The 21,843-nt window shown below is 72.3% G+C and carries 24 protein-coding genes and 1 riboswitch; of the genes, 15 read left to right on the plus strand and 9 right to left on the minus strand.

Going from position 1 to position 21,843, the window contains the following annotated elements:
- Positions 1-20 precede the first annotated feature (20 nt).
- From HTZ77_RS34175 to HTZ77_RS34190, 4 genes are all read left to right on the plus strand, one after another.
- Positions 21-881, plus strand: a complete 861-nt coding sequence (locus HTZ77_RS34175; protein ID WP_175593869.1) for an aldo/keto reductase — start codon at positions 21-23, stop codon at positions 879-881.
- A 95-nt stretch (positions 882-976) separates the two neighbouring features.
- Positions 977-1,177 (plus strand): DUF5302 domain-containing protein, encoded by a 201-nt coding sequence (locus HTZ77_RS34180; protein WP_175593870.1) that lies wholly within the window; start codon positions 977-979, stop codon positions 1,175-1,177.
- Between the two features lie 200 nt (positions 1,178-1,377).
- Positions 1,378-1,516: riboswitch (cyclic di-AMP (ydaO/yuaA leader) on the plus strand.
- A 187-nt stretch (positions 1,517-1,703) separates the two neighbouring features.
- On the plus strand, positions 1,704-2,534 hold the full coding sequence (locus HTZ77_RS46865; protein WP_235995589.1) for a hypothetical protein: 831 nt from the start codon (positions 1,704-1,706) through the stop codon (positions 2,532-2,534).
- Positions 2,535-2,839: 305 nt separating this feature from the next.
- Positions 2,840-3,700 (plus strand): alpha/beta fold hydrolase, encoded by an 861-nt coding sequence (locus HTZ77_RS34190; RefSeq protein ID WP_328808931.1) that lies wholly within the window; start codon positions 2,840-2,842, stop codon positions 3,698-3,700.
- On the opposite strand, the gene HTZ77_RS34195 is transcribed toward HTZ77_RS34190, so the two are convergent.
- The 5 genes from HTZ77_RS34195 to HTZ77_RS34215 all read right to left on the minus strand — a co-directional run bounded on the left by HTZ77_RS34195 (position 3,697) and on the right by HTZ77_RS34215 (position 7,735).
- Positions 3,697-4,068: a hypothetical protein gene (locus HTZ77_RS34195; RefSeq protein ID WP_175593871.1), complete on the minus strand. Its 372-nt coding sequence runs from the start codon at positions 4,066-4,068 to the stop codon at positions 3,697-3,699. The two genes, HTZ77_RS34190 and HTZ77_RS34195, sit on opposite strands and share 4 nt — an antisense overlap.
- A gap of 38 nt (positions 4,069-4,106) precedes the next feature.
- The gene (locus HTZ77_RS34200; RefSeq protein WP_205304317.1) at positions 4,107-4,538 is read right to left on the minus strand and encodes a roadblock/LC7 domain-containing protein; all 432 of its coding nucleotides are present in this window, start codon (positions 4,536-4,538) and stop codon (positions 4,107-4,109) included.
- Positions 4,535-5,914, minus strand: a complete 1,380-nt coding sequence (locus HTZ77_RS34205) for a hypothetical protein (RefSeq protein ID WP_175593872.1) — start codon at positions 5,912-5,914, stop codon at positions 4,535-4,537. The genes HTZ77_RS34200 and HTZ77_RS34205 overlap by 4 nt, the downstream gene beginning before the upstream one ends.
- 3 nt (positions 5,915-5,917) lie before the next feature.
- Complete coding sequence (locus tag HTZ77_RS34210) at positions 5,918-6,295, minus strand: roadblock/LC7 domain-containing protein (protein WP_175593873.1); 378 nt, start codon at positions 6,293-6,295, stop codon at positions 5,918-5,920.
- Between the two features lie 198 nt (positions 6,296-6,493).
- Entirely contained in the window at positions 6,494-7,735 is a 1,242-nt protein-coding gene (locus HTZ77_RS34215; protein ID WP_175593874.1) for a DUF4032 domain-containing protein, read from the minus strand.
- A 22-nt stretch (positions 7,736-7,757) separates the two neighbouring features.
- On the opposite strand from HTZ77_RS34215, the gene HTZ77_RS34220 reads away from it, so the two are divergent.
- Positions 7,758-9,344 (plus strand): DUF885 domain-containing protein, encoded by a 1,587-nt coding sequence (locus HTZ77_RS34220; RefSeq protein WP_328808932.1) that lies wholly within the window; start codon positions 7,758-7,760, stop codon positions 9,342-9,344.
- Between the two features lie 52 nt (positions 9,345-9,396).
- Here HTZ77_RS34220 and HTZ77_RS34225 read toward each other — a convergent pair whose 3' ends face one another.
- Positions 9,397-10,041, minus strand: a complete 645-nt coding sequence (locus tag HTZ77_RS34225) for a class II aldolase/adducin family protein (protein ID WP_175593876.1) — start codon at positions 10,039-10,041, stop codon at positions 9,397-9,399.
- Between the two features lie 116 nt (positions 10,042-10,157).
- Between HTZ77_RS34225 and HTZ77_RS34230 the strand changes: the two genes are divergently transcribed.
- The gene (locus HTZ77_RS34230; RefSeq protein WP_175593877.1) at positions 10,158-11,225 is read left to right on the plus strand and encodes a saccharopine dehydrogenase NADP-binding domain-containing protein; all 1,068 of its coding nucleotides are present in this window, start codon (positions 10,158-10,160) and stop codon (positions 11,223-11,225) included.
- A gap of 50 nt (positions 11,226-11,275) precedes the next feature.
- Here the strand turns inward: HTZ77_RS34230 and HTZ77_RS34235 are convergent, their stop codons facing one another.
- Positions 11,276-11,860: a TetR/AcrR family transcriptional regulator gene (locus tag HTZ77_RS34235; protein WP_175593878.1), complete on the minus strand. Its 585-nt coding sequence runs from the start codon at positions 11,858-11,860 to the stop codon at positions 11,276-11,278.
- Positions 11,861-11,935: 75 nt separating this feature from the next.
- Here HTZ77_RS34235 and HTZ77_RS34240 point away from each other — a divergent pair, with 75 nt between their 5' ends.
- From HTZ77_RS34240 to HTZ77_RS34270, 7 genes are all read left to right on the plus strand, one after another.
- On the plus strand, positions 11,936-12,883 hold the full coding sequence (locus tag HTZ77_RS34240) for a carbohydrate kinase family protein (protein WP_175593879.1): 948 nt from the start codon (positions 11,936-11,938) through the stop codon (positions 12,881-12,883).
- Positions 12,884-12,904: 21 nt separating this feature from the next.
- A complete protein-coding gene (locus tag HTZ77_RS34245; RefSeq protein ID WP_175593880.1) occupies positions 12,905-14,119 on the plus strand; it encodes an aminotransferase class III-fold pyridoxal phosphate-dependent enzyme in 1,215 nt (404 codons plus the stop codon).
- Positions 14,120-14,298: 179 nt separating this feature from the next.
- Positions 14,299-15,738 (plus strand): N-acetylglucosamine/diacetylchitobiose ABC transporter substrate-binding protein, encoded by a 1,440-nt coding sequence (gene ngcE, locus HTZ77_RS34250; RefSeq protein WP_175593881.1) that lies wholly within the window; start codon positions 14,299-14,301, stop codon positions 15,736-15,738.
- Between the two features lie 3 nt (positions 15,739-15,741).
- A complete protein-coding gene (locus HTZ77_RS34255; protein ID WP_175593882.1) occupies positions 15,742-16,656 on the plus strand; it encodes a carbohydrate ABC transporter permease in 915 nt (304 codons plus the stop codon).
- A gap of 1 nt (position 16,657) precedes the next feature.
- Complete coding sequence (locus HTZ77_RS34260) at positions 16,658-17,554, plus strand: carbohydrate ABC transporter permease (RefSeq protein ID WP_175593883.1); 897 nt, start codon at positions 16,658-16,660, stop codon at positions 17,552-17,554.
- Between the two features lie 10 nt (positions 17,555-17,564).
- The gene (locus tag HTZ77_RS34265) at positions 17,565-17,840 is read left to right on the plus strand and encodes a 4a-hydroxytetrahydrobiopterin dehydratase (RefSeq protein ID WP_175593884.1); all 276 of its coding nucleotides are present in this window, start codon (positions 17,565-17,567) and stop codon (positions 17,838-17,840) included.
- Positions 17,841-17,937: 97 nt separating this feature from the next.
- Positions 17,938-18,552: a superoxide dismutase family protein gene (locus tag HTZ77_RS34270; RefSeq protein ID WP_175593885.1), complete on the plus strand. Its 615-nt coding sequence runs from the start codon at positions 17,938-17,940 to the stop codon at positions 18,550-18,552.
- A gap of 100 nt (positions 18,553-18,652) precedes the next feature.
- Here HTZ77_RS34270 and HTZ77_RS34275 read toward each other — a convergent pair whose 3' ends face one another.
- A complete protein-coding gene (locus HTZ77_RS34275; protein ID WP_175593886.1) occupies positions 18,653-19,006 on the minus strand; it encodes a VOC family protein in 354 nt (117 codons plus the stop codon).
- Between the two features lie 106 nt (positions 19,007-19,112).
- On the opposite strand from HTZ77_RS34275, the gene HTZ77_RS34280 reads away from it, so the two are divergent.
- On the plus strand, positions 19,113-19,328 hold the full coding sequence (locus tag HTZ77_RS34280) for a hypothetical protein (protein ID WP_175593887.1): 216 nt from the start codon (positions 19,113-19,115) through the stop codon (positions 19,326-19,328).
- A gap of 61 nt (positions 19,329-19,389) precedes the next feature.
- On the opposite strand, the gene HTZ77_RS34285 is transcribed toward HTZ77_RS34280, so the two are convergent.
- Entirely contained in the window at positions 19,390-20,235 is an 846-nt protein-coding gene (locus HTZ77_RS34285; protein WP_328808933.1) for a spermidine synthase, read from the minus strand.
- A gap of 27 nt (positions 20,236-20,262) precedes the next feature.
- Here HTZ77_RS34285 and HTZ77_RS34290 point away from each other — a divergent pair, with 27 nt between their 5' ends.
- Entirely contained in the window at positions 20,263-21,795 is a 1,533-nt protein-coding gene (locus HTZ77_RS34290) for a penicillin-binding transpeptidase domain-containing protein (protein ID WP_175593888.1), read from the plus strand.
- Positions 21,796-21,843 lie beyond the last annotated feature (48 nt).

The following is a 21,843-nucleotide window of genomic DNA, read 5'->3' on the forward strand; positions in this document are numbered from 1 at the left end:
TACGAGAGGAGGATGTGGGCATGCACACGCGACCACTCGGACAGACGACCGTCAGCTCCATCGGTCTCGGCGCGATGCCCATGTCGGTGGCGGGACACATGCCCGACGAGGCCCAGTCGATCCGGACGATCCACGCGGCCCTGGACGCCGGCGTGACGCTGATCGACACGGCCGACGCCTACACCCCCGCCCACGACCAGGTCGGGCACAACGAGCGGCTGGTCGCCAAGGCGCTGGCGAGCTGGGGCGGCGACCGGGACACGGTGCTGGTGGCGACCAAGGGCGGGCACACGCGCGTTCCCGGGGGCGGCTGGGCCGTCGACGGCCGCCCGTCGTACCTGGTCGAGGCGTGCGAGCGGTCGCTCAAGGCCCTGGGGGTGGAGACGATCGGGCTCTACCAGCACCACCGGCCCGACCCGTCCGTGCCGTACGAGGAGACGATCGGCGCGCTGCGCGACCTGCTCGACACCGGCAAGATCCGGATGGCCGGGATCTCCAACGCCGACCCCGGCCAGATCAGGACGGCCTACGACGTCCTGGGCGGCCGGCTGGCGAGCGTGCAGAACCAGTACTCGCCCGCCTTCCGTTCCTCCGAGCCGGAGATCGACGTGTGCGAGGAGCTCGGGGTGGCGTTCCTGCCGTGGTCGCCGCTGGGCGGGATCAGCGCGGCGGGGCGGCTCGGCGGGGAGTACGAGGCGTTCGCCAAGGTGGCCGAGGGGCGCGGGGTGTCGCCGCAGCGCGTCTGCCTGGCGTGGGAGCTGGCCCGCAGCCCGGTCATGATCCCCATCCCGGGGGCGAGCCGGCCGGAGAGCGTCCGCGACTCGGTGGAGGCGGCCGATCTCGTGCTGACCGCCGAGGAGCTCGCGCAGCTCGACGGGTGATCTTTGACACGCCCGGCGCCGGCGCGGTCGGCCGGTTTCGCACGGCGGGTACGGGCGTGCGAAGCTTTGAACGTCCCCAACACCAGGAGGTCCTCATGACGGAAACACCGGAGCCGGAAGTCAGCGAAACTCCCGAGGACGAGATGAAGCGCAAGTTCCGGGAGGCTCTTGAGGCCAAGCGTGCCCAGCAGAGCGGTGCGGGCGCTGGTGGCAAGGGCGGCGACTCTTCCAAGATTCACGGCGCTCACGGGCCGGCCGCCAGCAAGCGCTCCTTCCGCCGCAAGAGCGGTGGCTGACGCACAGCGGGCAGGCGTCGTGAGCACGCGCTGAAACCTGGTTTTCTGGAGGGGTACGGCATGCCGTACCCCTCCTTTTCTTTGCCTGGAAGGTAGATCTTCACCCGTTTTATGGGGTTTCCTTTGCTATTGTCCGGTTCGCTGGCTAGAGTCGAACGCATCGACCGGTCAGTGACCTAAGCCCTTCGCCAGGAAGCGGCGGCTGACCGGCGCCGAATCCCGCGCCTGCGGGAACCGGGGAACCACATCTCTGGGGTGAATCCAGCCCAACTCGGGCCGGTAGGGCATCTCCACGTCCGAACCCGTCAGCTAACCCGGTAGGCGAGATGGAGAGGACGAACTTCGATGCGCTACCGCGTACCCCCGGACGGGGCAGTGACACCGGCCGCCTGCTGAGCGGCACCCCCTTCCCCCTGACTTACCTTTTCGCGCTCCCGCGTAGCGCCCGTTAGGCGATCTGCCCGGCTACGCCCCCATCTGTGCGAGCGCGCCCTCCTGTACCCCACGTAAAGGATTCTTCCGACACATGTCCGCACGACTTGGCATGCGTTCTTTCTCCCTCCTGACGGCGGCCGTACTCGGCGCACTCACCATCGGCGCCGGTACCGCGGCCCACGCCGACACCGTCGACGACCAGAAGGTCCTCCTCCAGGGCTCCACCAAGGCCTCCTACTTCTGGGACGACTCCTCCGGCCGCGCCGGCGACACCGGCCTGCCGGCCAGCGGCAAGCCCATGCAGAAGGGCCTGGTCGCCAGCCCGAGCTGGCCCCTCATGACCGAGGGCTACGTCGTCTACAAGGGCAAGAAGGCCCCGTTCTTCGTCGGCGACCGCGGCCCGGGCGTGCCCTCCAGCAGCGGCGTCATGCTCGACCTCGACGCCAAGACCTTCGCCCAGCTCACCGGCGGCCGCTTCAACTCCGAGACCCTCGGCGTCGACGGCGTCGGCGGCCAGGGCCACATCAAGGTGAGCTACGTCATCACCAAGTGGGGCAGCGGCCCGGGCAAGAAGAACGTCCCGGTCTCCTTCGCCTCCGGCGCCTGGCGCCGCGTCGACCACAGCCCGGCCAAGCCGCCGCTGCTGGCCGAGGACAAGTCCACCGCTCCGAAGGAGTCCGGCGCCGGTTCCACCGGTGAGGTGGCCTCCGTCTCCGCGCGGGACAAGGGCAACGACGACGCCGGCGTGGTGACCGCCGCCGAGCACACCTCCGGCCGCTCCACCGCCGAGGCCGGCGACGCCGCCTCCGGCGACCAGGGCCTCAGCGCCTCGGCCGGCCTCGCCCTGATGGGCGTGGCCGCGGTCGGCGGCGGCGCGTACCTCGGCCGCGACCGCCTGCGCAAGCTGCTCGTCAAGAGCTGACCCCACCGGGTCGCCCAGCGCTGACCCGGCCAGGCCGTCAAGCGCTGACCCCGCCGGGCCGGCCGCCGTCCCCCCGGACGGCACGCCGGCCGGCACCCGACCACATGGCCGGGTCCGGACGCCACCCCGTCCGGTCCGGCCCTCCCCAAGGGGCCTGCCTGCCTCTCCATCCAGGCCCCTTGTCGCCCCGCTCCGGACCACCGCCGCCCCGGTGGTTCCGGAGCGGGGCGACGCATTTCCGGCATTCTTCGCCGCACATCTGGTGCTCTTTACCGCACACCGATCCGAATGTCATTCTGTTGAACGTGATCGCGCGTGCGAAGGCCAACGGCATCGAGATCGCCTACGACAGCTTCGGCACCCCCGGCGCCCGTCCGCTCCTGCTCGTCATGGGGCTGGGCACCCAGCTCATCCACTGGGACGACGACTTCTGCCGCCTCCTCGCCGAGCAGGGACACCACGTCGTCCGCTTCGACAACCGCGACGCGGGCCTGTCCACCCACCTGCGCGAGTTCGGCCGGCCGGAGCTCGGCGGCGCCGCGCCGTACCTGCTGGACGACATGGCCGACGACACGGCGGGGCTGATGGACGTGCTCGGGTGGCCCGCCGCCCACGTGGTGGGCGTCTCGATGGGCGGCATGATCGCCCAGGTGCTGGCCATCCGGCATCGCGGACGGGTGCTCAGCCTCACCTCCATGATGTCCACGCCCGGCCCGCAGGCCGCCCCTCCCTCGCCCGCCGCCACCGCGGTGCTGCTGGCGACGCCGCCCGCCGGGCGCGAGGAGGCCATCGCACGCTCCCAGGCCGCCTGGGCCGTGATCGGCTCACCCGGCTACGAGCCGGACCGGGCGCGCATCGCGGACGTGACGGGACGCGCCTTCGACCGCTGCTTCGACCCGGCCGGGACCGCGCGCCAGCTCGCCGCCATCATGGCCTCGGGGGACCGTACCGAGGGACTGCGCGGGCTCGGCGTGCCGGCGCTCGTGGTCCATGGCGAGGCCGACCAGCTCGTCCCCCTCGCGGGCGGCCGGGCCACCGCCGAGGCCATCCCCGGGGCGAGGCTGCTGACCTTCCCCGGGATGGGCCACGACCTGCCGCGCCCGGTCTGGCCGGACCTCGTCGCCGCCATCACCCGGCTGACCGCCGGGCCGGCGCCCGCCGGCTAGACGTCCAGCTTCTCCTCGATGGAACGCAGCTGGTGCCTGGCCATCGCCAGGTTGGCCCGGTTCCGGTCCAGGGCGAGGTAGAGGAACAGTCCCTTGCCGCCGCGCCCGCTGATGGGCCGGATGATGTGGTACTGCGAGCCGAGCGTGATGAGGATGTCCTCGATCGCGTCCTTGAGACCGAGCGAGTCCATCGTGCGCAGCTTGGCCTTGACCACCTCGGTGTTGCCGGCGCCCGCGACCTGGAGGTCCAGGTCCTTGGAGCCGCCGAGCGCGCCCAGCGTCATGCCGCTGCCGTGGTCGACGACCGCCGCCCCGATGGCGCCGTCGATCGTCATCATCTCCTTGAGCGAGACGTCCATGCTGGCCATGTCACTTCTCCGTTCTGTGGTGATGTTCCTGAGGTGGGTCATCGCATCCGTGCTGCGATGGCGGCCACGGCGGCCGCCGTCTTGCGGCCCTCCAGCCGGAGCAGCCCGAGGTTCGTGCCGGGCTGGGCCAGGACTGTGAGGACGATGGTGGGGCCCGCGGCGTAGAACGCGGCGAACCCGGCCGTGCCCGAGATGAGCGTCTCCTCCAGGTCGCCCCTCCCGGACATGGCGAGCATGCGCCTGCTCATCGCGAGCAGGGCGGCGGTGAGCGCGGCCGTCCGCTCGCCGTTGTCGACCACGGGGTCGCAGGCGACGGCCAGCCCGTCGACCGTGCAGGCGACGCTGCCGCTGATGTCGGGGGTGCGCTCCCGCAGGAGCACCATCTCCTTGAGCACCTCGTCGTGCAGCTCCACCGGCGGCCTCCTTCTGAGCGAGGGCAGTCTCACGACGGCGAGTGGGGGGAACCTCATGCCAGCTCCTCCAGGGCCTTCTTCAGCCGCATGAGCAGGGCCAGGTCCCGCGGGTCCGCCGTCACGGCCGGGCCGAAGGACGGCGCCGGGCCGGACGGGCCTGACGTGGCGGAGGGGACGGACGCGCCCGCCGTGCCCGCCGTGCCCGCCGCGCCTGTCGTGTCCGCGGCGCCTGTCGTGTCCGTGGCGCCGGTCGTGTCCGTCGGGTCCGTCGTGTCCGGGAGGAGGGGCGGCGGTCCGGCCGGCGCCGCGAGCGGCCCGGGCGCGGGCGGGCGCGACGGGACCGTGGACGGCTGGGCTGTGTCCGCGGAGGGCCGGGCCGGATCCGGCGGCTGAGGCGGCGCATCCGCCGGATCCGGGGTCTGGGGGGAGGGGCGGGAGCGCCGGCCGCCCCCGCGTGCGCGCTTGGGCAGCGCCGCCCCGCGCCCTCCGCCGCCCGCGGGCGAGGGGGCGGCGGGCGCGTCACCGATCGCTCCGGTACCGGCCGCCCCGGCACCGGTGGTCCCAGACGCGGCGGGATCCGCTGAACGGGCCGGATCGGCGGAGCCGGCAAGGTCGGCGGAACGGGTCGGGTCGGCGGAACGAGCCGGGGCGGTGGAGTCGGCAAGGTCGGCGGAACGAGCCGGATCGGTGGAACAGGTCGGGTCGGTGGACGGGCTGGGGTCGGAGGACGGGCCGGGGTTGGAGGACGGGCCGGGGTCGGTGGACGGGCCGGGGTCGGAGGACGGGGCCGGGGCGGCCGGAGTGAGGAGCCCGGACGCGGCCAGCCGCCGTACCGCCAGCAGCACCGAGTACCCCGATCGGCCCAGCCGCCGCGCCAGGTCGAGCGGTGTCGCCTCCTCGTCGGCGCCGGTGACGATCTCCCACTGGACGGCGGTGAGCGTCACGCCGTGACCGGCCAGCCGGGACGCCGGCCGTACCGGAGCGGTGTCCACGTCGGCGGACGGCCAGATCCGCGCGAGCTGCGCCCGGCGGCGCGCGCACTCCCGCACGAGCCCCGACACCTCGAAGTACCACCGGCCGCCCAGCCAGTGCCGCTCGCCGGGCCGGAACTTCGGCCGCGTCCCCGTGGCGGGCAGCAGGAAGAACGCGGCGTCCAGCACGGCGCCCAGCACGCAGAACTGCAGCTCCCCGAGCGTCACCGGCCCCTCGGCCAGCAGCCGCTCGCAGCCGCCGTCCGCCTGGACGCGGCGCAGCGCCGCCTCGGGGACGCGGCCGCGCGCGGTCAGCAGCCGCTCGACGCCGGGCGTCTGGGCGCACTCCATGTACGTGATCCGTCCCTCGTCGAGGAAGACCGTGCCGGCTCGGCCGACGCGCAGGGCGCCGGTGGGGCGGTCGTTCGCGAGACTCGCCAGCAGCGTGTCGAGGGTGGCCATCGATCACGCCAGCAACCGGCCGGAGATGTCCCGCAGGCGGTGGCGCGCGAGCGCCAGGTTGGAGCGCTCGAGGTCGAGGCGGACGTAGATGACGAGCGGCCCCTCGAACACCGTCTCCATGAGCCTGAGCAGGTGGTGTCCGCGGTCGGTGGTGACGAGCATGTCGTCGATGCGGACGGTGTCGCCGGGACACGAGCGCGCCAGGCCGTCCATGGTGGCGCGCAGCGTCTCGGTCAGGGCGGCGGCGGAGCGCTCGGTGTCCACGCCCTGGGGCGCCCCGCTGGCGGCCACCGCCATGCCGCTGGTCTGGTCCAGCAGCATGGCGTCCAGCGCGCCCGGTATGGCCATGACCTCGGTCAGGCAGTCGTCCAGTCCGAGCACGGATCCTCCCCTCGCCGTCTTGAAGACTGGGACAGCGTAGGAGCGGCACGGGTGTCACGGAGCGGAGCCGGGCGGCGGCGGTACGAAAGCTATACGGCGCGGAAGAAGAAAAACCCCACTGGGGCGCAGCTTTCCCCGAGTTATCCGGATTGAGGGTGACTTAGGCGAACATCCTTCGCCTTTCCCCAGGTCAGCGGATCAGTCGGTCTCCTCTTCGCCGTCCTCCGCCATCCCCTCGGGGGGCTCGTCGGGGAGGACGGCCCGCTCGTCCGGCTTGTGGACGAGGACGTTCTCGATGTACGACTTCACGGCCGCCGCGAGGCCCACGTCGCCGCCGGCCTCCTCCGACAGGTACCACCGGTGGTCGAGGATCTCGTGGAAGACCTGGGCCGGGTCCAGCTTGGCCCGCAGGTCCGGCGGCAGCGCGTCGACCGTCGGCTGGAACACCTCGGCCAGCCAGCGGTGCGCCACGATCGCCTCGTCCTCGTGCCGCAGGCCCTTGGCCACGCGGAAGCCGTCGAGGTCGTTGAGCAGCCGCCGCGCCTGGTTCTCCTCCACGTCCAGGCCGGTCAGCCGGAGCAGGCGGCGCTGGTGGTGGCCGGCGTCGACCACCTTGGGCCGCACGATCAGCCGGCCGGTGCCGACCTTGCGCCGCACCATCATCTCGGCCACGTCGAACCCGAGCAGGTTCAGCCGCCGGATCCGCTGCTCCACCCGGTGCCAGTCGACCTCCTCGATGATCTCGTCCTGGGTGATCTCGCCCCACAGCCGGTGGTAGCGGTTGACGATGTCCTCGGCCGTCTCCATGGGGTCGACCGACGGGTGCAGCAGGCCGCCGGCCTCCAGGTCCAGCATCTCGCCGAAGATGTTGGTGTGGGCGACGTCGATGTCGGCCAGCCGCTGCCCCTCGCTGATCATCGGGTGCATCTCGCCGGTCTCGGCGTCCACCAGGTACGCGGCGAACGCCCCGGCGTCCCGGCGGAACAGCGTGTTGGACAGCGAGCAGTCGCCCCAGTAGAACCCGGTCAGGTGCAGCCGCACGAGCAGCACGGCGAGCGCGTCGAGCAGCCGGGTCAGCGTGTCGGGCCGCAGCGTGCCGGACATCACGGCCCGGTACGGGAGCGAGAACTGCAGGTGGCGGGTGATCAGGGCGGCGTCGAGGCCCTCGTCGCGGCCGGTGACGTAGGCGACCGGCTCCACGGAGGGGGCGTCCAGCCGGGCCAGGTCCCACAGGAGCTGGTACTCGCGGCGGGCGTACCGCTCGCTGATCTCCTTGATCGCGTACACCTTGCCGGAGAGCCGGGCGAAGCGCACGACGTGCCGGGAGATGCCTCGAGGAAGATCGACGAGGTGGTGCTGGGGCCAGTCGGCCAGCGGACGGTCCCAGGGAAGCCCGATGAGGTCAGGATCTTCGAGCGCTCCGGTGATCTGCAGCGGCATTTCTACAGGATATTGTGCGGCGGTGGACGAGTTTCTCAAATGGTACTTTTCCGACCGTCCGGTGATCGCCAGCATGCTGGGCGCGGACGGCTACGACCACACGCTCGGCGACTTCTCGGCCGAGGCGTGGACCGCCCGCGCCCGCGAGACCGAGGCCTGGCTGGAGCGGCTGTCCGTGACGGAGCCCTCCACCCTCGACGACGAGCTCGACCGGGACCTCGTCGTCTCCCAGCTCAGGGGCGCGGTCGCGCTGGAGTCGTGGCCCGAGTGGCGCCGCGAGCCGGCCGCGTACCTGAACCCGATCTTCGGTTCCCTCTTCACCCCGTTCCAGCAGCGGCTCAAGCCCGAGGCCGAGCTGGTGGACGCCGCGATCGCCCGGCTGGCCGAGGTGCCCGCCGTGCTCGCCGCGTGCCGCGCCAACCTCGACCCCGACCTGGCCGCGCCCCTCCTGGTGCAGCGCGCGCTGGGGCAGGCGCGCACCGGCCGCAGGTTCCTGACCGAGACCGTGCCCGGCATGGTCGCCGACGAAGCCGCCCGGGCCCGGCTCGCCGAGGCCGCCAAGCCGGCCGGCCACGCCTTCGACGAGCTCGTCACGTTCCTGGAGGGCTTCGAGTGCGGCGGCACCTGGCGCATGGGCGAGCGCCTGTACTCCACGCTGCTGCGCGAGCGCGAGATGCTCGGCTACGGCGCCCCCGAGCTGCACGAGAAGGGCAAGGCCGCCTGGGCGGAGCTCGACGGGCGGATGCGCGAGGTGGCGCGCGGCCTCAACGGCACCACCGACTGGCGGGCCGCCATGGAGTCGCTCATGGACGACCACCCGCCGACCCTGGCCGACATGCGCGCCGAGTACGAGGCCGAGACGCGCCGGGCCCAGGAGTTCGTCCGGGACCGCGACCTCGTCACCTTCCCCGAGGGGGAGGAGTGCCTGGTCCTGCCCTCGGCGGAGTACAACCGGCCCATCGTGGCCGTGGCCCACTACCTGGCCCCGCCGCCGCTGACCAGCTCGCGCACGGGCGTGTTCTTCGTGCCGTACACCCCGGACGGCTTCACCGACGAGCAGGTGCGGCAGCGGCTGCGCACGAACTGCCGGGCCCAGATGCCGTCGATCGCCGTCCACGAGGCCTACCCCGGGCACCACTGGCACCTGTCGCACATGGCGGGCAACCCGCGCACGGTGCGCAAGGTGTTCCGCACGCCGTACTTCACCGAGGGCTGGGCCCTGTACGTGGAGAAGGTGCTGCACGAGGAGGGCTACTTCGACACGCCCGCCACCGAGCTGGCCCACCTCGACTGCCGCATCTTCCGGGCCGCCCGGATGGTGGTGGACACCGCGCTGCACTGCGACGACATGACGATCGAGCAGGCCGAGGAGTTCATGTCCACCAAGGCGTCGCTCTCGCCGGGGACGGCCCAGGGCGAGGTCAGCCGCTACTGCGCCTGGCCCACGCAGGCGCCGTCGTACCTGACGGGCGCGATCGAGATCGACCGCATCAGGCAGTCGTACGCGGGGTCGCCGAAGGAGTTCCACGACCTGATCGCGGGCTCCGGCGGCATGCCCCTCGGGCTCGCGGAGAAGGCCGTCACGGGGGCCTCGGCCTCGCCGAGCTGACTCGCCGAGCTGACTTGCCGAGCTGACTCGTCGAGCTGAGGAGTCGCGCGGGTCAGGCGTCGGCGGGGCGGCGGGGGAAGTGGGGCGGGTTGAACGCCCGCTCCACGACCGCGTCGAGCTGCTCGGGCGTGAGGACGGCCGGCCGGCCCACCCCGAGCGCCCGCACGTACACCTCGCACAGCCACTCCAGCAACCGCGTCGCCTCGAACGCCTGCTCCAGCGTGGCGCCGATGGTCACCCCGCCGTGGTTGGCCATCAGCGCCGCCTGCCGGCCGTCGAGCGCCGCGCGCACGTTCGCGGCCAGCTCGGGCGTGCCGTACGTGGCGTAGGGGGCGACGCGGACCGTGCCGCCGAGCAGCAGCGCGTTGTAGTGGATCGGCGGCAGGTCGGTCATCGTCGTCGCCACGACCGCCCCGAACACCGAATGCGTGTGGACCACCGCCTGCGCCGCCGTGCTCGCGTAGACGGCCAGGTGCATCGGGGTCTCCGACGACGGCTGGAGGTCGCCCTCCACCAGGTGACCGTCCATGTCCACGACCGGGCACATCTCGGGGGTGAGCCGGTCGAGCGCCACGCCCGACGGGGTGACGGCGACCAGGTCGCCCTGGCGGACGCTCAGGTTGCCCGAGGTGCCGATCACCAGGCCCAGCTCGACGGCGCGCCTGCCGTACGCGCACAGCTGCTCACGGGGGCTCATGGGCGGCAATGTAGTCGGTCGTCCGAAATACATCAACGGCATTGACGGTGAATTGTCGCGAACATACGTTCGGGGAGGCGTAGTTACATACCCGGAGTATGGAAGAGGGTCCCGTCATGGACGCACCGACCATCGCGATCTACGGCGCCAACGGTCACACCGGACGCCTGGTGGCCGCCGAGCTGCTGGCCCGCGGAGCCCGCGTCCTCCTCGCCGGCCGCAACGGGGCCGCCCTGGACGCCCTCGCCGCCGAACTGGACGCATCAGCCCGGGACGGTGCGGGAGCCGTGCCGGCGGACGGACCCGCCCGGGTCCGCACGAGAGCCGTGTCCCTGGACGACCGTGACGGGCTGCGCGGGCTGGCGGAGGAGTCGGCCGTGGTCGTCCACTGTGCCGGGCCGTTCGCGGACACCGCCGTGCCCGTCGCGGAGGCGGCCGTCGCGGGCCGCTGCCACTATCTCGACCACGCCGTGGAGCCGCACCCGGTGAAGAGGCTGTTCGACACGATGGGCGCGGCGGCCGAGCGGGCCGGGATCGTCATGGTGCCGCAGCTCAGCTTCTACGGCGGCGTCGCGGACCTGCTCGCCGCGGCGGTGACCGAGGGCATGACCGGGGTGGACCGGCTGACCGTGGGCTACTCGGTGACGGGCTGGCGGATGACGCCGGCCGCCGTGCGGACCGCCGAGCTCCTCATCGGCGAGATCGACCGGGTGACGTTCGCGGACGGCGCGCAGCGGGTGGGGCCGGTGGAGATCCGCAACACGGTCTTCCCCTTCCCGCCGCCGGTCGGGCCGCGCACCATGATCGCGCCGTTCCCGTCGGGCGAGGTGGTGACGATCCCGCGGCACGTCCCGGCCCGGACGGTGGAGTCGCAGCTCACGGCGAGCACGTTCGAGGAGCAGCAGGTCTTCACCAGCCAGGACGCGACGCCCGAGGAGCGCGCCCGCACCGAGTTCACGGTGGCGGTGCAGGCCACCGCCCCCGAGGGCGGCGGACGCAACGGCCACGTGCGCGGGCGGGACATCTGGTGGGTCGGCGCGCTGGCCTCGGCCGAGGCGGCGGTGCGGCTGGCGCGGGGCGAGGGGCCGAGCAAGGCCGGCGTGCTCGGCACGGCGGAGGCGTTCCCCGCCGTGCCGTTCCTGCGCCGCCTGGAGCAGCTCGGCGCCTTCACCCTGCACCTGTGATCGCGCGCAGTGCGTCCTGAAGCTTGAGGCGGGGTCCTGGGGCGGCGGGGTCAGAGGCGGTCGAGGTGCGCGAGCATGAGGCGTTCGAGGTCGACCCGCGTCAGGCGCCCCGGGTAGAGGAGCAGGTGCAGGCTCAGCCCGTCCATCAGCGCCAGCAGGTGCTCCGTGACGTCGTCCAGGTTGTCCTCGGTGGTCAGCTCGCCCGCCTCGCGCGCCTGCGCGAGCAGGCCGCGTACGGCGGCGCGCAGCTCCTCGGCCTCGGCCCGCTGCACCTCGGCCAGCCGCTCGGCGGCCAGGCTGCGGCTCCAGAAGCTGACCTCCAGGCGCGTCTCCTGGGTGCGCTCGGCGTCCAGCGGCAGGTTGTCGAGCAGCACCTCGCGCAGCGCGGCGAGCCCCGTGACGCCCTCGACCCTGCGGGTGATGCGCTCGCGGATGCGCTGGTGGGACTGGCGCAGCGCCGACAGCAGGATCTCGTCCTTGTCGGCGAAGTAGTGGGCGAGCACGCCGTTGGAGTAGCCCGCCTCCTTGGCGATGGCGCGGGTGGTGGCGGCGTCGATGCCGTCGCGGACGATCACGCGGCGGGCCGCCGACAGCAGTTCGCGCCGGCGCTCGTCGTGGTCAACGATCTTGGGCAAGGCGCCGTCCCCCTTCGTGCGTCGGACTGCTCCCAGCATATTGACTTTTTATTCGGACGTCTGTCTATTTAGACCATGACCGTCGCCACCGTCGGCGTCCACATCGTCGACATCCTCGCCAGGCCCGTCGAGCGCATCCCCGAGGGCCAGGACACCGTGCTGGTCGACCAGATCCGGCTGACCGCCGCGGGCGCCGCGGCCGGCACCGCCGTGGACCTGGTCAAGCTGGGCAACGACGTCGTCACCATGGGCGCCGTCGGCGATGACGAGCTCGGCGACTTCCTGCTGGCGGTCCTCGCCAAGCGGGGCGTCGACGCCTCCCGCCTGGTGCGGAGGGCGGGGGAGCAGACCGCCGCGTCGATCCTGCCGATCAGGCCGGACGGCGGGCGGCCGAGCTTCCACGTGCCCGGCGCCAACCTGGGCGTGACGCTCGCCGACCTCGACGTGGAGGCGCTGCGCGGGGCGCGGGCCGTCCACCTGGGCGGCGTGGACGTGACGTTCGGGCTGGGCGACCCGGCCTTCTTCGCGCTCCTCGACGAGCTCCGGGCGGGCGGGACCATCGTGACGATGGACCTGCTGTCGGAGCTGCCCGACCTGCTGGGGATGGCCCGCGCGTTCCTGCCCCACGTGGACTACGTGCTGCCCAACGCGTCCCAGGCGTTGCTCATGACGGGCCTCGGCAACGACAGCTCAGAGGGTGGGGACGGCGGTGACGTGGCCGAGGCGGCGCTGGCGCTGCTCGCCGACGGGACGCGCGGCGTGCTCGTCACGCTCGGCGGCGACGGCAGCCTGGTCGCCACGGCCGACGGCGTCGAGCACCTGCCGGCCCTGAAGGTGGAGGTCTCCGACACGACCGGGTGCGGCGACGCGTACTGCGCCGGCTTCATCACCGGGCTGCTGCACGGGCGGGACGTGCTGGAGGCCGCCCGCTGGGGCACGGCCGCCGCCGCCCGCGTCGCCACCGGCCTCGGCTCCGACGCCGGCATCACGGACCTCGACTCCACCCTCGCCCTGCTGACCTGACCACCTGAGAGAAGGCACCAGATGAAAGACGCCGAACTGCGCGCGCGGGCCGCGAAAGTCGTCCCCGGCGGCATGTACGGCCATCTCAACGCCGCCATCTTCGCCCCCGGCTACCCGCAGTTCTTCGAGCGGGGCGAGGGCTGCCGGCAGTGGGACGTCGACGGCCGTGAGTACATCGACTTCATGTGCAGCTGGGGCCCCGTCGTGCTGGGTCACCGGCACCCCCGCGTCGAGGAGGCCGCGGCCCGGCAGCTCGCCCAGGGCGACTGCCTGAACGGCCCCGGCCCCGTCATGGTGGAGCTGGCCGAGCTCCTGGTGGACCTGATCCCCAGCGCGGACTGGGCGATGTTCTCCAAGAACGGCACCGACGCCACCACCCAGGCGCTCATGGTGGCCCGCGCGGCGACCGGCCGCACGAAGGTGCTCATGGCCCACGGCGCCTACCACGGCGCCGACCCGTGGTGCACGCCGTCACCCGCGGGCACCACGCCGAACGAGCGGGCCGACCTGGTGGAGTTCGCCTACAACTCGCTGGAGTCGCTGGAGGCCGCGGCGGCGACCGTCGAGGGGGACGTGGCGGCGATCATCGTGACGCCGTTCAAGCACGACTCGTTCGAGGACCAGGAGCTCGTGGAGCCGGCCTTCGCCAGGGGCGCGCGGGCGCTGGCCGACCGGCTCGGCGCCGCGCTGGTGATCGACGACGTGCGGGCGGGCTTCCGGGTCGACCTGCGCGGCTCGTGGGAGCCGTACGGGGTGCGCCCGGACCTGACGGCGTGGTCCAAGGCCATGGCCAACGGCTACCCGATCGCCGCCGTGACCGGCACCGACGCGTTGCGCGGCGCGGCCCAGACGCTGTACTCGACCGGCTCGTTCTGGTTCTCGGCGGTGGCGATGGCGGCGGCGAAGGCGACGATCGAGACGCTGCGCGACGAGGACGGCATCGGCGCGATGGAGCGCGCCGGCACGCGCCTGCGCGAGGGCCTGTACGCCCAGGCCAAGGCGCACGGCTTCACCGTGAACCAGACGGGCCCGGTGACGATCCCGTGGCTCAGCTTCGACGGCGACGCGGACCTGTCCACGGCCCTGTACTGGAGCGACGCCTGCCTGCGGAACGGGGTCTACCTCCACCCGTGGCACAACTGGTTCATGTCGGCGGCCCACACGGAGGAGGACGTGGACCGCGCCCTCGAAGGGACGGACCTGGCCTTCGCCGAGACCCGCGCCCACCTCGGCTGAGCGGGCCCTTGCCCTCGCCGCCCCGCGTGGACGATCCTGTAGCCGGGGGCGAGGGCGGAGGTCGTGGGGTCACGGCGAGGTCACGTCTCGACCGCGGCCCCTTGACGCAGCTCGGGGGGCGTCCGTACGTTCGGGCAAACGTTAGGAAACTTTCCTAATCTGCCCCGTCAGGAGCCCCCATGACCCACCCCGGAGAGATCACCCGAAGGCAGCTCATCCGGCGCATCGGCCTGGCCGCGCTGGTCGTGGGGCCCGGAGCGGGCCTGCTGAGCGGCTGCGCCACCGGCGGCGGCGAGGAGCCGGCCGCGCCCGTCACCTCCGCCACCGGCTCGGCCGATCCGCGCAACCCCTTCGGGGTGGACGCCAGGAAGCCGCTGAAGGTCACGATCTTCAGCGGCGGGTACGGCGACGCGTACGCCAAGGAGATCCACGAGGCGCTGTACAAGAAGGAGTTCCCCGGCGCGGCCGTCGAGCACAACGCCACCCAGCAGATCAGCACCCAGCTCCGCCCGCTGTTCGTCAGCGGCGACGTGCCCGACGTGGTCAACAACTCCGGCCCCCAGGCGCTCGACCTCGTGGCGCTGGCCGAGCAGGGGCACCTGGCCGACCTGACGGCCCTGTTCGACGCCCCGTCGATCGACGACCCGGCCAAGAAGATCCGCGACGTCGTCACCCCGGCCGTCCTCGACAACGCCAAGATCGACGGCAAGGACCTCGTCCTCAACTACACGGTCTCCCACCGCGCCCTCTGGTACAACGCCAAGCTGTTCGCCGCCAAGGGCTGGACGGTGCCCAGGACCTGGGCCGAGTTCACCGCCCTGGGCGACAAGGCCAAGGCCGAGGGCATCCTGCTCTTCGCGTACCCGGGGCAGAAGGGTCCGTACTACCAGCTCTGGAACGTCCTCTACACGGCCGCCAAGATCGGTGGCAACCAGGCCGTCATCGACATCGACAACCTCGTCGACGGCGCCTGGAAGACGGAGCCGGTCAAGCAGGCCGTCACCGCCTGGGTGGACATCCAGGCCAAGTACGGAGACAAGGCGTACTTCGGCCTCGACCACACCCAGACCCAGGTCAAGCACCTCCAGGACAAGCTGCTCTTCTACCCGGTCGGCTCCTGGATCGAGAACGAGATGGCCAAGGACAAGCCCGACGGCTTCGAGTACGCCATCGCCCCCATCCCGGACGTCACGGCGGCCGACAAGATGCCGTACGGCGCGATCCAGGTCGGCGTCGGCGAGAACTTCTTCGTCGCGGCCCGGGGCAAGAACCCGCAGGGCGGCCTGGAGTACCTGCGGATCATGCTGTCCAAGGACGGCGCGCGCGGCTTCACTGAGAAGACCCAGAACCTCACGGTGGTCAACGGCGCGGCCGAGGGGCTCGACCTGCCGCCCGGACTGCGCAGCGCGGCCAAGGCCCAGGACGCCGCCGGGCAGAACATCATCACCGACGCCCGCTTCGAGGGCTGGTACAAGGAGCTGTTCGACTACGGCACCGAGCAGATCAACGTGGTCATGGCCGGGCGGATCACCCCCGACGAGTTCTGCTCCCGCATGCAGGCCAAGGCGGACACCATCAAGAAGGACGGCTCCGTGCCCAAGCAGACGCGGGGCGAGTAGCCCATGGAGCGGTGGCGCACGTACGGCTTCGTCGCCGGGTTCCTCGCCGTCCCGATCGTCCTGTACACGGTGTTCGTCATCAGCCCGTACGTCCAGGCGTTCCAGATCTCGCTGACCGACTGGAACGGGATCGCCGCGCGGCCGGCCTACGTCGGGCTGGACAACTTCGGGCGCCTGCTCGGGGACGAGGTGTTCTGGCGGGCGCTGCGCAACCACGGCATCCTGCTGCTGGTGCTCCCGATCGCGACGATCGTGATCGCGCTGTTCTTCGCGTTCGTGCTCAACCTGGGCGGCGGCGCGCGCGGACCGGGCATGGCCGGCGTGCGGGGCTCGGGGTTCTACCGCGTCGTGTTCTTCTTCCCGCAGGTGCTCGCCGTGGCCGTGGTCGGGGTGCTGTTCAAGGCCGTCTACCGGCCGGACGAGAGCGGGGTGATCAACGGCGCGCTGATCAGGCTCGGGATGGAGCCGGTCGGCTGGCTGATCGAGCCGGACCTCGCGCTCTGGTCGATCATCGCGGTGATGGTCTGGCAGGCGGTCGGGTTCTACGTGGTGCTGTTCTCGGCCGGCATGGCGGCCATCCCGAAGGACTACTTCGAGGCGGCGGCGCTCGACGGGGCCGGGCGGGTCCGGCTGTTCTTCTCGATCACCCTCCCGCTGCTGCGCGACACCGTGCAGGTGGGGTGGGTGTACCTGGGCATCGCCGCCTTCGACGGGTTCGCGCTGATCCAGGTGCTGGCGGGGGAAAAGGGCGAGCCCGACGGCGCCACGACCGTGCTGCCCATCGAGATCTGGAAGAACGCCTTCTCCTACTCCAAGGTGGGGTACGCCTCCGCCATGGGCGTGGCGCTGTTCTTCCTGACCGTGACGTTCGCGGTGCTGACGCTGCGCACCACCCGGCGGGAGAGGATCGACCTCTGACGTGACCCCTGACTCCCTCCGATCGGTCCGCCAGGCCCGCTCCTCCCGCAGCCTCCCCGCCGACCGGCCACGGCCGGGCGTGCTGAACGGGCTGTCGCACGCCGCGCTCGCCGTCTGGGCGCTGCTGATCGTCGCGCCGCTGCTGTGGACGTTCCTGGCGTCGTTCAAGAGCAACACCGAGATCTTCGGCGACGCGCTCCAACTGCCCGGCGAGCTGCGGCTCGACGCGTGGGGACGGGCCTGGGGCAAGGCGCACGTCGGGCGGTACCTGCTCAACACCGCCGTCGTCGTCGCCGTCAGCACGTTCGGCACGATGCTGTTCGGCTCGATGGCCGCGTACGTGCTCGCGCGCTACCGCTTCCCGGGCAGCCGGGTGATCTACTACTACTTCACGGCCGGCATGGCGTTCCCCGTGTTCCTGGCGCTCGGGCCGCTGTTCTTCGTGGTCAAGCGGGTCGGCCTGCTGTACACGCACACCGGCGTCATCCTGGTCTACATCGCGTACTCGCTGCCGTTCACGGTCTTCTTCCTGGCGGCGTTCTTCCGTACGTTGCCCGAGAGCGTGGCCGAGGCGGCCCGCATCGACGGCGCCTCCCACACCCGCACGTTCTTCCAGATCATGCTGCCCATGGCCCGGGCCGGCCTGGTCAGCATCACGATCTTCAACGTGCTCGGCCAGTGGAACCAGTACCTGCTGCCCCTGGTGCTGCTCGCCCGCGACCAGGAGGACTGGGTCATCACCCAGGGCATCGCCAACATCTCCACCCTGGCCGGCTACGAGGCCGACTGGCCCGGGCTGTTCGCGGCGGTCTGCATGGCGGTCCTGCCGGTGCTCGTCGTCTACGTCGTCTTCCAGCGCCAGATCCAGTCCGGGCTCGGCGCCGGGGCACTGAAGTAACGTGACCTGCATGGACGTCGAGAAGATGCTCGCCGGGGTGCCCGCCTGGCACCGCGAGGGCGAGGAGATCCGCCGCACGGTCACCGCGCCCGACTTTCCCACGGCCATCCGGATCGTGGACGCGATCGCGATCAAGGCCGAGGAGCTGAACCACCATCCCGACATCGACATCCGGTGGCGCAAACTGCACCTCGCGCTCACCACGCACGACAAGGGACACCTGACCGAGACGGACTTCCGGCTGGCCGCCCTCATCGACGGGATCGTCGCCGAACACGGTGCGTAGCCGCGTGGTCACCCGCTAGAGTGGTGGCCCTCCACGAGCCGGCCGTACCCGCTCGTGACGCGATCCTTTGTCACCACCCCGGGGGTTTTCCATGCGCATGCCCATACCCATAGTGCTGTTCGCCGTGCTGGCGGCAGGCTGTGCGCCCACCACGGCCGGTCAGGCCGGCACCGCCCAGACCCAGGAGTCGCCGGCCCAGGAGGCGGCCGCCCACACGCCGTCGCCGGAGCCCACGGCCGGCGGCAAGGGCATGGCCGCCGCCCGGTCCGGCTCCCTGTCGGCCAGCGGCAACTTCACGGCGGACGGCAAGCGGGCCGTCGTCTACGCCCGCAAGCTGGCCCCGGAGGGGGCGCGGGCCAGCATCACCGTCGAGTCGTCCAGCGGCCAGACGCTGTCGTCGCTCGTCGTCGAGGGCCTGGTGCCCAACCGCGCCTACGGCGCCCACCTGCACACCAAGCCGTGCGGTCCCAAGGCCGACGACGCGGGCCCGCACTACCAGCACGAGAAGGGCGAGGCCAGCGCCGCCAACGAGGTCTGGCTCGACTTCACCACCGACGCCTCGGGCGCCGGGCGCGCCACCGCCCGCAACGCGTGGGCGTTCTCCCCCGGCCGGCGGCCGCACTCGCTGGTCATCCACGCCAAGCAGACGACCACCGGCGGGCCGAAGGCGGGCGAGGCCGGCGAGCGCGTCGCCTGCCTCACCCTGGGCTGACCCGGCGGGCGGCCACCCGGCCGCTCCGCGATCGTCGAAACGAGGCTCTGACCGGTGCGAAAGCGCTGGTCGGGGCCTCTTCCTTCAGGTGAGGACACGGTCAGGCGGGCTGCCACAACTCGATCCGGTTGCCCTCCGGATCGGTCACCCAGCCGAACCGGCCGACACCCTCCATGTCCTGGGTCTCCTCGGTCACGTCCGCTCCCTTGGCGCGCAGTTGCGCGAGCATCGCGTCCAGGTCGCGGACCCGGAAGTTGAGCATGGCCTGCTGGGTGGGGGAGCCGAAGTAGTCGGTCCCGGACTCGAACGTCGCGAACACCGTCGGCCCGGCTGCCTGGCGCCACAGGCCGTTCTCGTCGGCGTCCAGGCCCAGGCGGTCGCGATACCACGCGCCCAGGGCCGCCGGGTCGGCGGCCCGCAGGAAATATCCACCGATTCCAAGCACACGTTCCATGCCGCCATCCTTCCAGGACTGCGATCGCGTGACCCGGCGCCGGCGTGTATCACGCCGCGCCGCCACGCCCTCCTTCAGTGCGAGATGCGTACGGAAGGAGACGGTCATGGGAAGGAACAAGGTGGCGCTCGCCTGTCTGGCGACGATCATGGCGATGGCGACGGCCGCATGCCGGGTGCCGATCGAGCCCCCGCACGTGCGGCCGCCGGACGACGTTCACCCGCCGGTGCCCAAGCCGCACGACGGCTGGCACAAACCTGACCTGCCGTACCCGCAGCTGACGGATCTGTTCCACACCCCGCAGCCCTCCCGGCGCGCGTGACCGGGCCGGAGGTGACCCGGCTCGCGGACGGCCGGGCAGGGGCGTGAGCGGTGGCGGTGGGTCAGCCGAAGACGGCCGGTGGCGGGACCGGCGCCAGCACCGGCTCGCCGTCCCGGATGGGGGCCGCCCCCGCCACGAAGCGGGTCAGCGCGTCGCCGTGCAGGCACCGGGCCTGGGTGAGCCCACCGGCGGCGCGGCGCGTGAGGAGGTCCACGGGCAGGGCCGTGCGCGAGGCGGCCAGGATGAGGTTGCCGAAGCGGCGCCCCCGCAGCACACCCGGCTCCGAGAGCAGCGCGACGTGGCCGAACGTGCCCTGCACGGTGGCCGCGAGCCGCCGGGCGAAGACCAGGCCCTTGCCGTCGGCGAGGTTGACGAGCAGCGTGCCGGACGGCCGCAGCACCCGGGCGAGGTCGCCCATGTACTCGGCGGTGGCCAGCTCGACCGGCATGGTCGCCCCGGCGAACGCGTCGAGCACGACCAGGTCGGCCGAGGAGTCCCACACCCGGGCGGCGCCCTCGCGGCCGTCCATGACCAGCACCTTCAGCCGCGGCACCGACCGCAGGTCGAGCTGCTCGCGGATGAGGTTGACGAGCAGGCCGTCGGGCTCGATGACGATGTGGCGGGAGCCGGGCCGGGTGGTGGCGACGTAGCGGGGGATCGTGCAGGCGCCGCCCCCCACGTGGACGCAGCTCAGCGATCCCTCGGGGAGGAGGTCGATGACGTCCGCCATGAGCTGTACGTACTCGAATTCCAGATATGTGGGGTCTTGTAGGTCCACATAGGACTGCGGTACGCCATCCTTGGACAGCACCCAGCCGTCCTGCCGGTCCAGATCCCGGAGCAGTTCGATCTCGCCGAAGGTCACCGGGTACAGGCCGGGCATCGGTTCGCGCTGTGCTCGTGCCACGTTGCTGCCTCCCTGGGAGAACACCGTATGCGACGAAGAAGGCTGATCGTGCTCGTCGTCGCGGTTCTGGCGATATTGGGTGCGTACGGCTTCGCGGTCGCCGCGGCCGGCCGGGTGCGGGGCAGCGCCGGGCAGACGGCCGACTCCTACTTCCGGGCCTGGCGGGAGGGGGACGTGCGGGGCATGGCCCGCCTGGTCTACCAGCCGCCGCCCGACTTCGTCTCCCGCCACCTCGCCCTCACCGAGGACCTGGACGTCGAGAAGATCGAGCTGCGGCCCGGAGCGGCCAAGGCCATGGGCGAGGGTGCCGCCGAGGTGCCGTTCACGGGGGTGCGCACGCTGCGCGCCTTCGGGGCCTGGCCGTTCACGGGCACGCTGCGCCTGGCCGTACGGGACAAGGCGTGGAAGGTGCTGTGGAGCCCCGAGACGCTGCACCCGCTGCTCGCCGCCGGCGGCAAGCTGGAGATCGTGGACCTGCCGGAGGTGAAGGCCGAGATGCTGACCAGCGAGGGCGACCCGATCCCCCACGACAGCTACGCCGGCGCCTATCTCGACCGGCTCGCGCCGGAGTTCGCGACCACCGGCGGGGGCCGGGCGCTGGTGGCCACCGCGCCCGGGAAGCCGGAGCAGCGGCTGCTGACGAAGGCGACCAAGCCGAAGACGCAGCGGACCACCCTGTCCCGGCCGGTGCAGGCGGCGGCGGCCCGCGCGCTGGACGGCGTGGAGGACGCGGCGGTCGTCGCGCTGCGGCCGAGCAGCGGCGAGGTGCTCGCGGTGGCCGACCGGCTGGCCGACGGCCAGAGCGCCTTCGACAGCCTGTACCCGCCCGGCTCGACGTTCAAGACGATCACCGCGGCGGCCCTGCTCGGCGGCGGGCTCGACCCCGCGGCCGAGCTGCCCTGCCCGGGCGACTACCAGATCCCCTTCCACCGCTCCTTCCAGAACGCGGGCCTGCAGGACCACGGCACCGTGACCTTCGCCGACGCCTTCGCCCTGTCGTGCAACACCACGTTCGTCGAGCAGGCCACGACCCGCCTGGAGCCGGGCGAGCTGCGGACCGCGGCGGGGGAGTGGGGGTTCGGCCGCGCGCTGCCCACGGGCGTCGGCGGCACCTGCGGCACGATGGAGGAGCCGGAGGACGAGGACGTGCTGGGGGCCGACGCCATCGGCCAGGGCACCGTGCAGGCCACCCCGCTCTGCATGGCCGCGGTCGCCGCCGCGGTGCAGAGCGGCACCTGGCGCCCGCCGCGGCTGCTGCCCGAGAAGCAGGCGCGGCGCGTCGACGGGCCACAGCCGGAGGCGGTCGAGCTGGACCAGGGCGTCGTCGAGGCGCTGCGCGGCATGATGGCGGCCGTCGTGGACCACGGGACGGCGAGCCAGGCGGGGCTCCCGGCGGGGGTGGCGGGCAAGACCGGCACGGCCGAGACGCCCGACGGCGCCGACCACGGCTGGTTCATCGGCTACCGGGACGACCTGGCGTTCTGCGTCTTCGTCCGGCACGGGGGAGCGGGCCGGACGGCGGCGCTGCCGATCGCCGCCCGCTTCCTCAACGGCCTGTGACCTCTGCCGGGCCGCCGGTGGGCCGCGTCCGGCGGACCGGAGGAACCG

Origin of the sequence: Nonomuraea montanisoli (assembly GCF_013363975.1) — a bacterium.
GTDB classification, from domain to species: Bacteria; Actinomycetota; Actinomycetes; order Streptosporangiales; family Streptosporangiaceae; genus Nonomuraea; species Nonomuraea montanisoli.

Coding starts and splice junctions, on each gene's coding strand:
- HTZ77_RS34175 (WP_175593869.1), top strand. CDS start 21: ATGCACACGCGACCACTCGGACAGACGACCGTCAGCTCCATCGGTCTC.
- HTZ77_RS34180 (WP_175593870.1), top strand. CDS start 977: ATGACGGAAACACCGGAGCCGGAAGTCAGCGAAACTCCCGAGGACGAG.
- HTZ77_RS46865 (WP_235995589.1), top strand. CDS start 1,704: ATGTCCGCACGACTTGGCATGCGTTCTTTCTCCCTCCTGACGGCGGCC.
- HTZ77_RS34195 (WP_175593871.1), bottom strand. CDS start 4,068: ATGGCCAGCATGGACGTCTCGCTCAAGGAGATGATGACGATCGACGGC.
- HTZ77_RS34200 (WP_205304317.1), bottom strand. CDS start 4,538: ATGAGGTTCCCCCCACTCGCCGTCGTGAGACTGCCCTCGCTCAGAAGG.
- HTZ77_RS34205 (WP_175593872.1), bottom strand. CDS start 5,914: ATGGCCACCCTCGACACGCTGCTGGCGAGTCTCGCGAACGACCGCCCC.
- HTZ77_RS34215 (WP_175593874.1), bottom strand. CDS start 7,735: ATGCCGCTGCAGATCACCGGAGCGCTCGAAGATCCTGACCTCATCGGG.
- HTZ77_RS34225 (WP_175593876.1), bottom strand. CDS start 10,041: ATGAGCCCCCGTGAGCAGCTGTGCGCGTACGGCAGGCGCGCCGTCGAG.
- HTZ77_RS34230 (WP_175593877.1), top strand. CDS start 10,158: ATGGACGCACCGACCATCGCGATCTACGGCGCCAACGGTCACACCGGA.
- HTZ77_RS34240 (WP_175593879.1), top strand. CDS start 11,936: ATGACCGTCGCCACCGTCGGCGTCCACATCGTCGACATCCTCGCCAGG.
- HTZ77_RS34245 (WP_175593880.1), top strand. CDS start 12,905: ATGAAAGACGCCGAACTGCGCGCGCGGGCCGCGAAAGTCGTCCCCGGC.
- ngcE (WP_175593881.1), top strand. CDS start 14,299: ATGACCCACCCCGGAGAGATCACCCGAAGGCAGCTCATCCGGCGCATC.
- HTZ77_RS34255 (WP_175593882.1), top strand. CDS start 15,742: ATGGAGCGGTGGCGCACGTACGGCTTCGTCGCCGGGTTCCTCGCCGTC.
- HTZ77_RS34265 (WP_175593884.1), top strand. CDS start 17,565: ATGGACGTCGAGAAGATGCTCGCCGGGGTGCCCGCCTGGCACCGCGAG.
- HTZ77_RS34270 (WP_175593885.1), top strand. CDS start 17,938: ATGCCCATACCCATAGTGCTGTTCGCCGTGCTGGCGGCAGGCTGTGCG.
- HTZ77_RS34275 (WP_175593886.1), bottom strand. CDS start 19,006: ATGGAACGTGTGCTTGGAATCGGTGGATATTTCCTGCGGGCCGCCGAC.
- HTZ77_RS34280 (WP_175593887.1), top strand. CDS start 19,113: ATGGGAAGGAACAAGGTGGCGCTCGCCTGTCTGGCGACGATCATGGCG.
- HTZ77_RS34290 (WP_175593888.1), top strand. CDS start 20,263: ATGCGACGAAGAAGGCTGATCGTGCTCGTCGTCGCGGTTCTGGCGATA.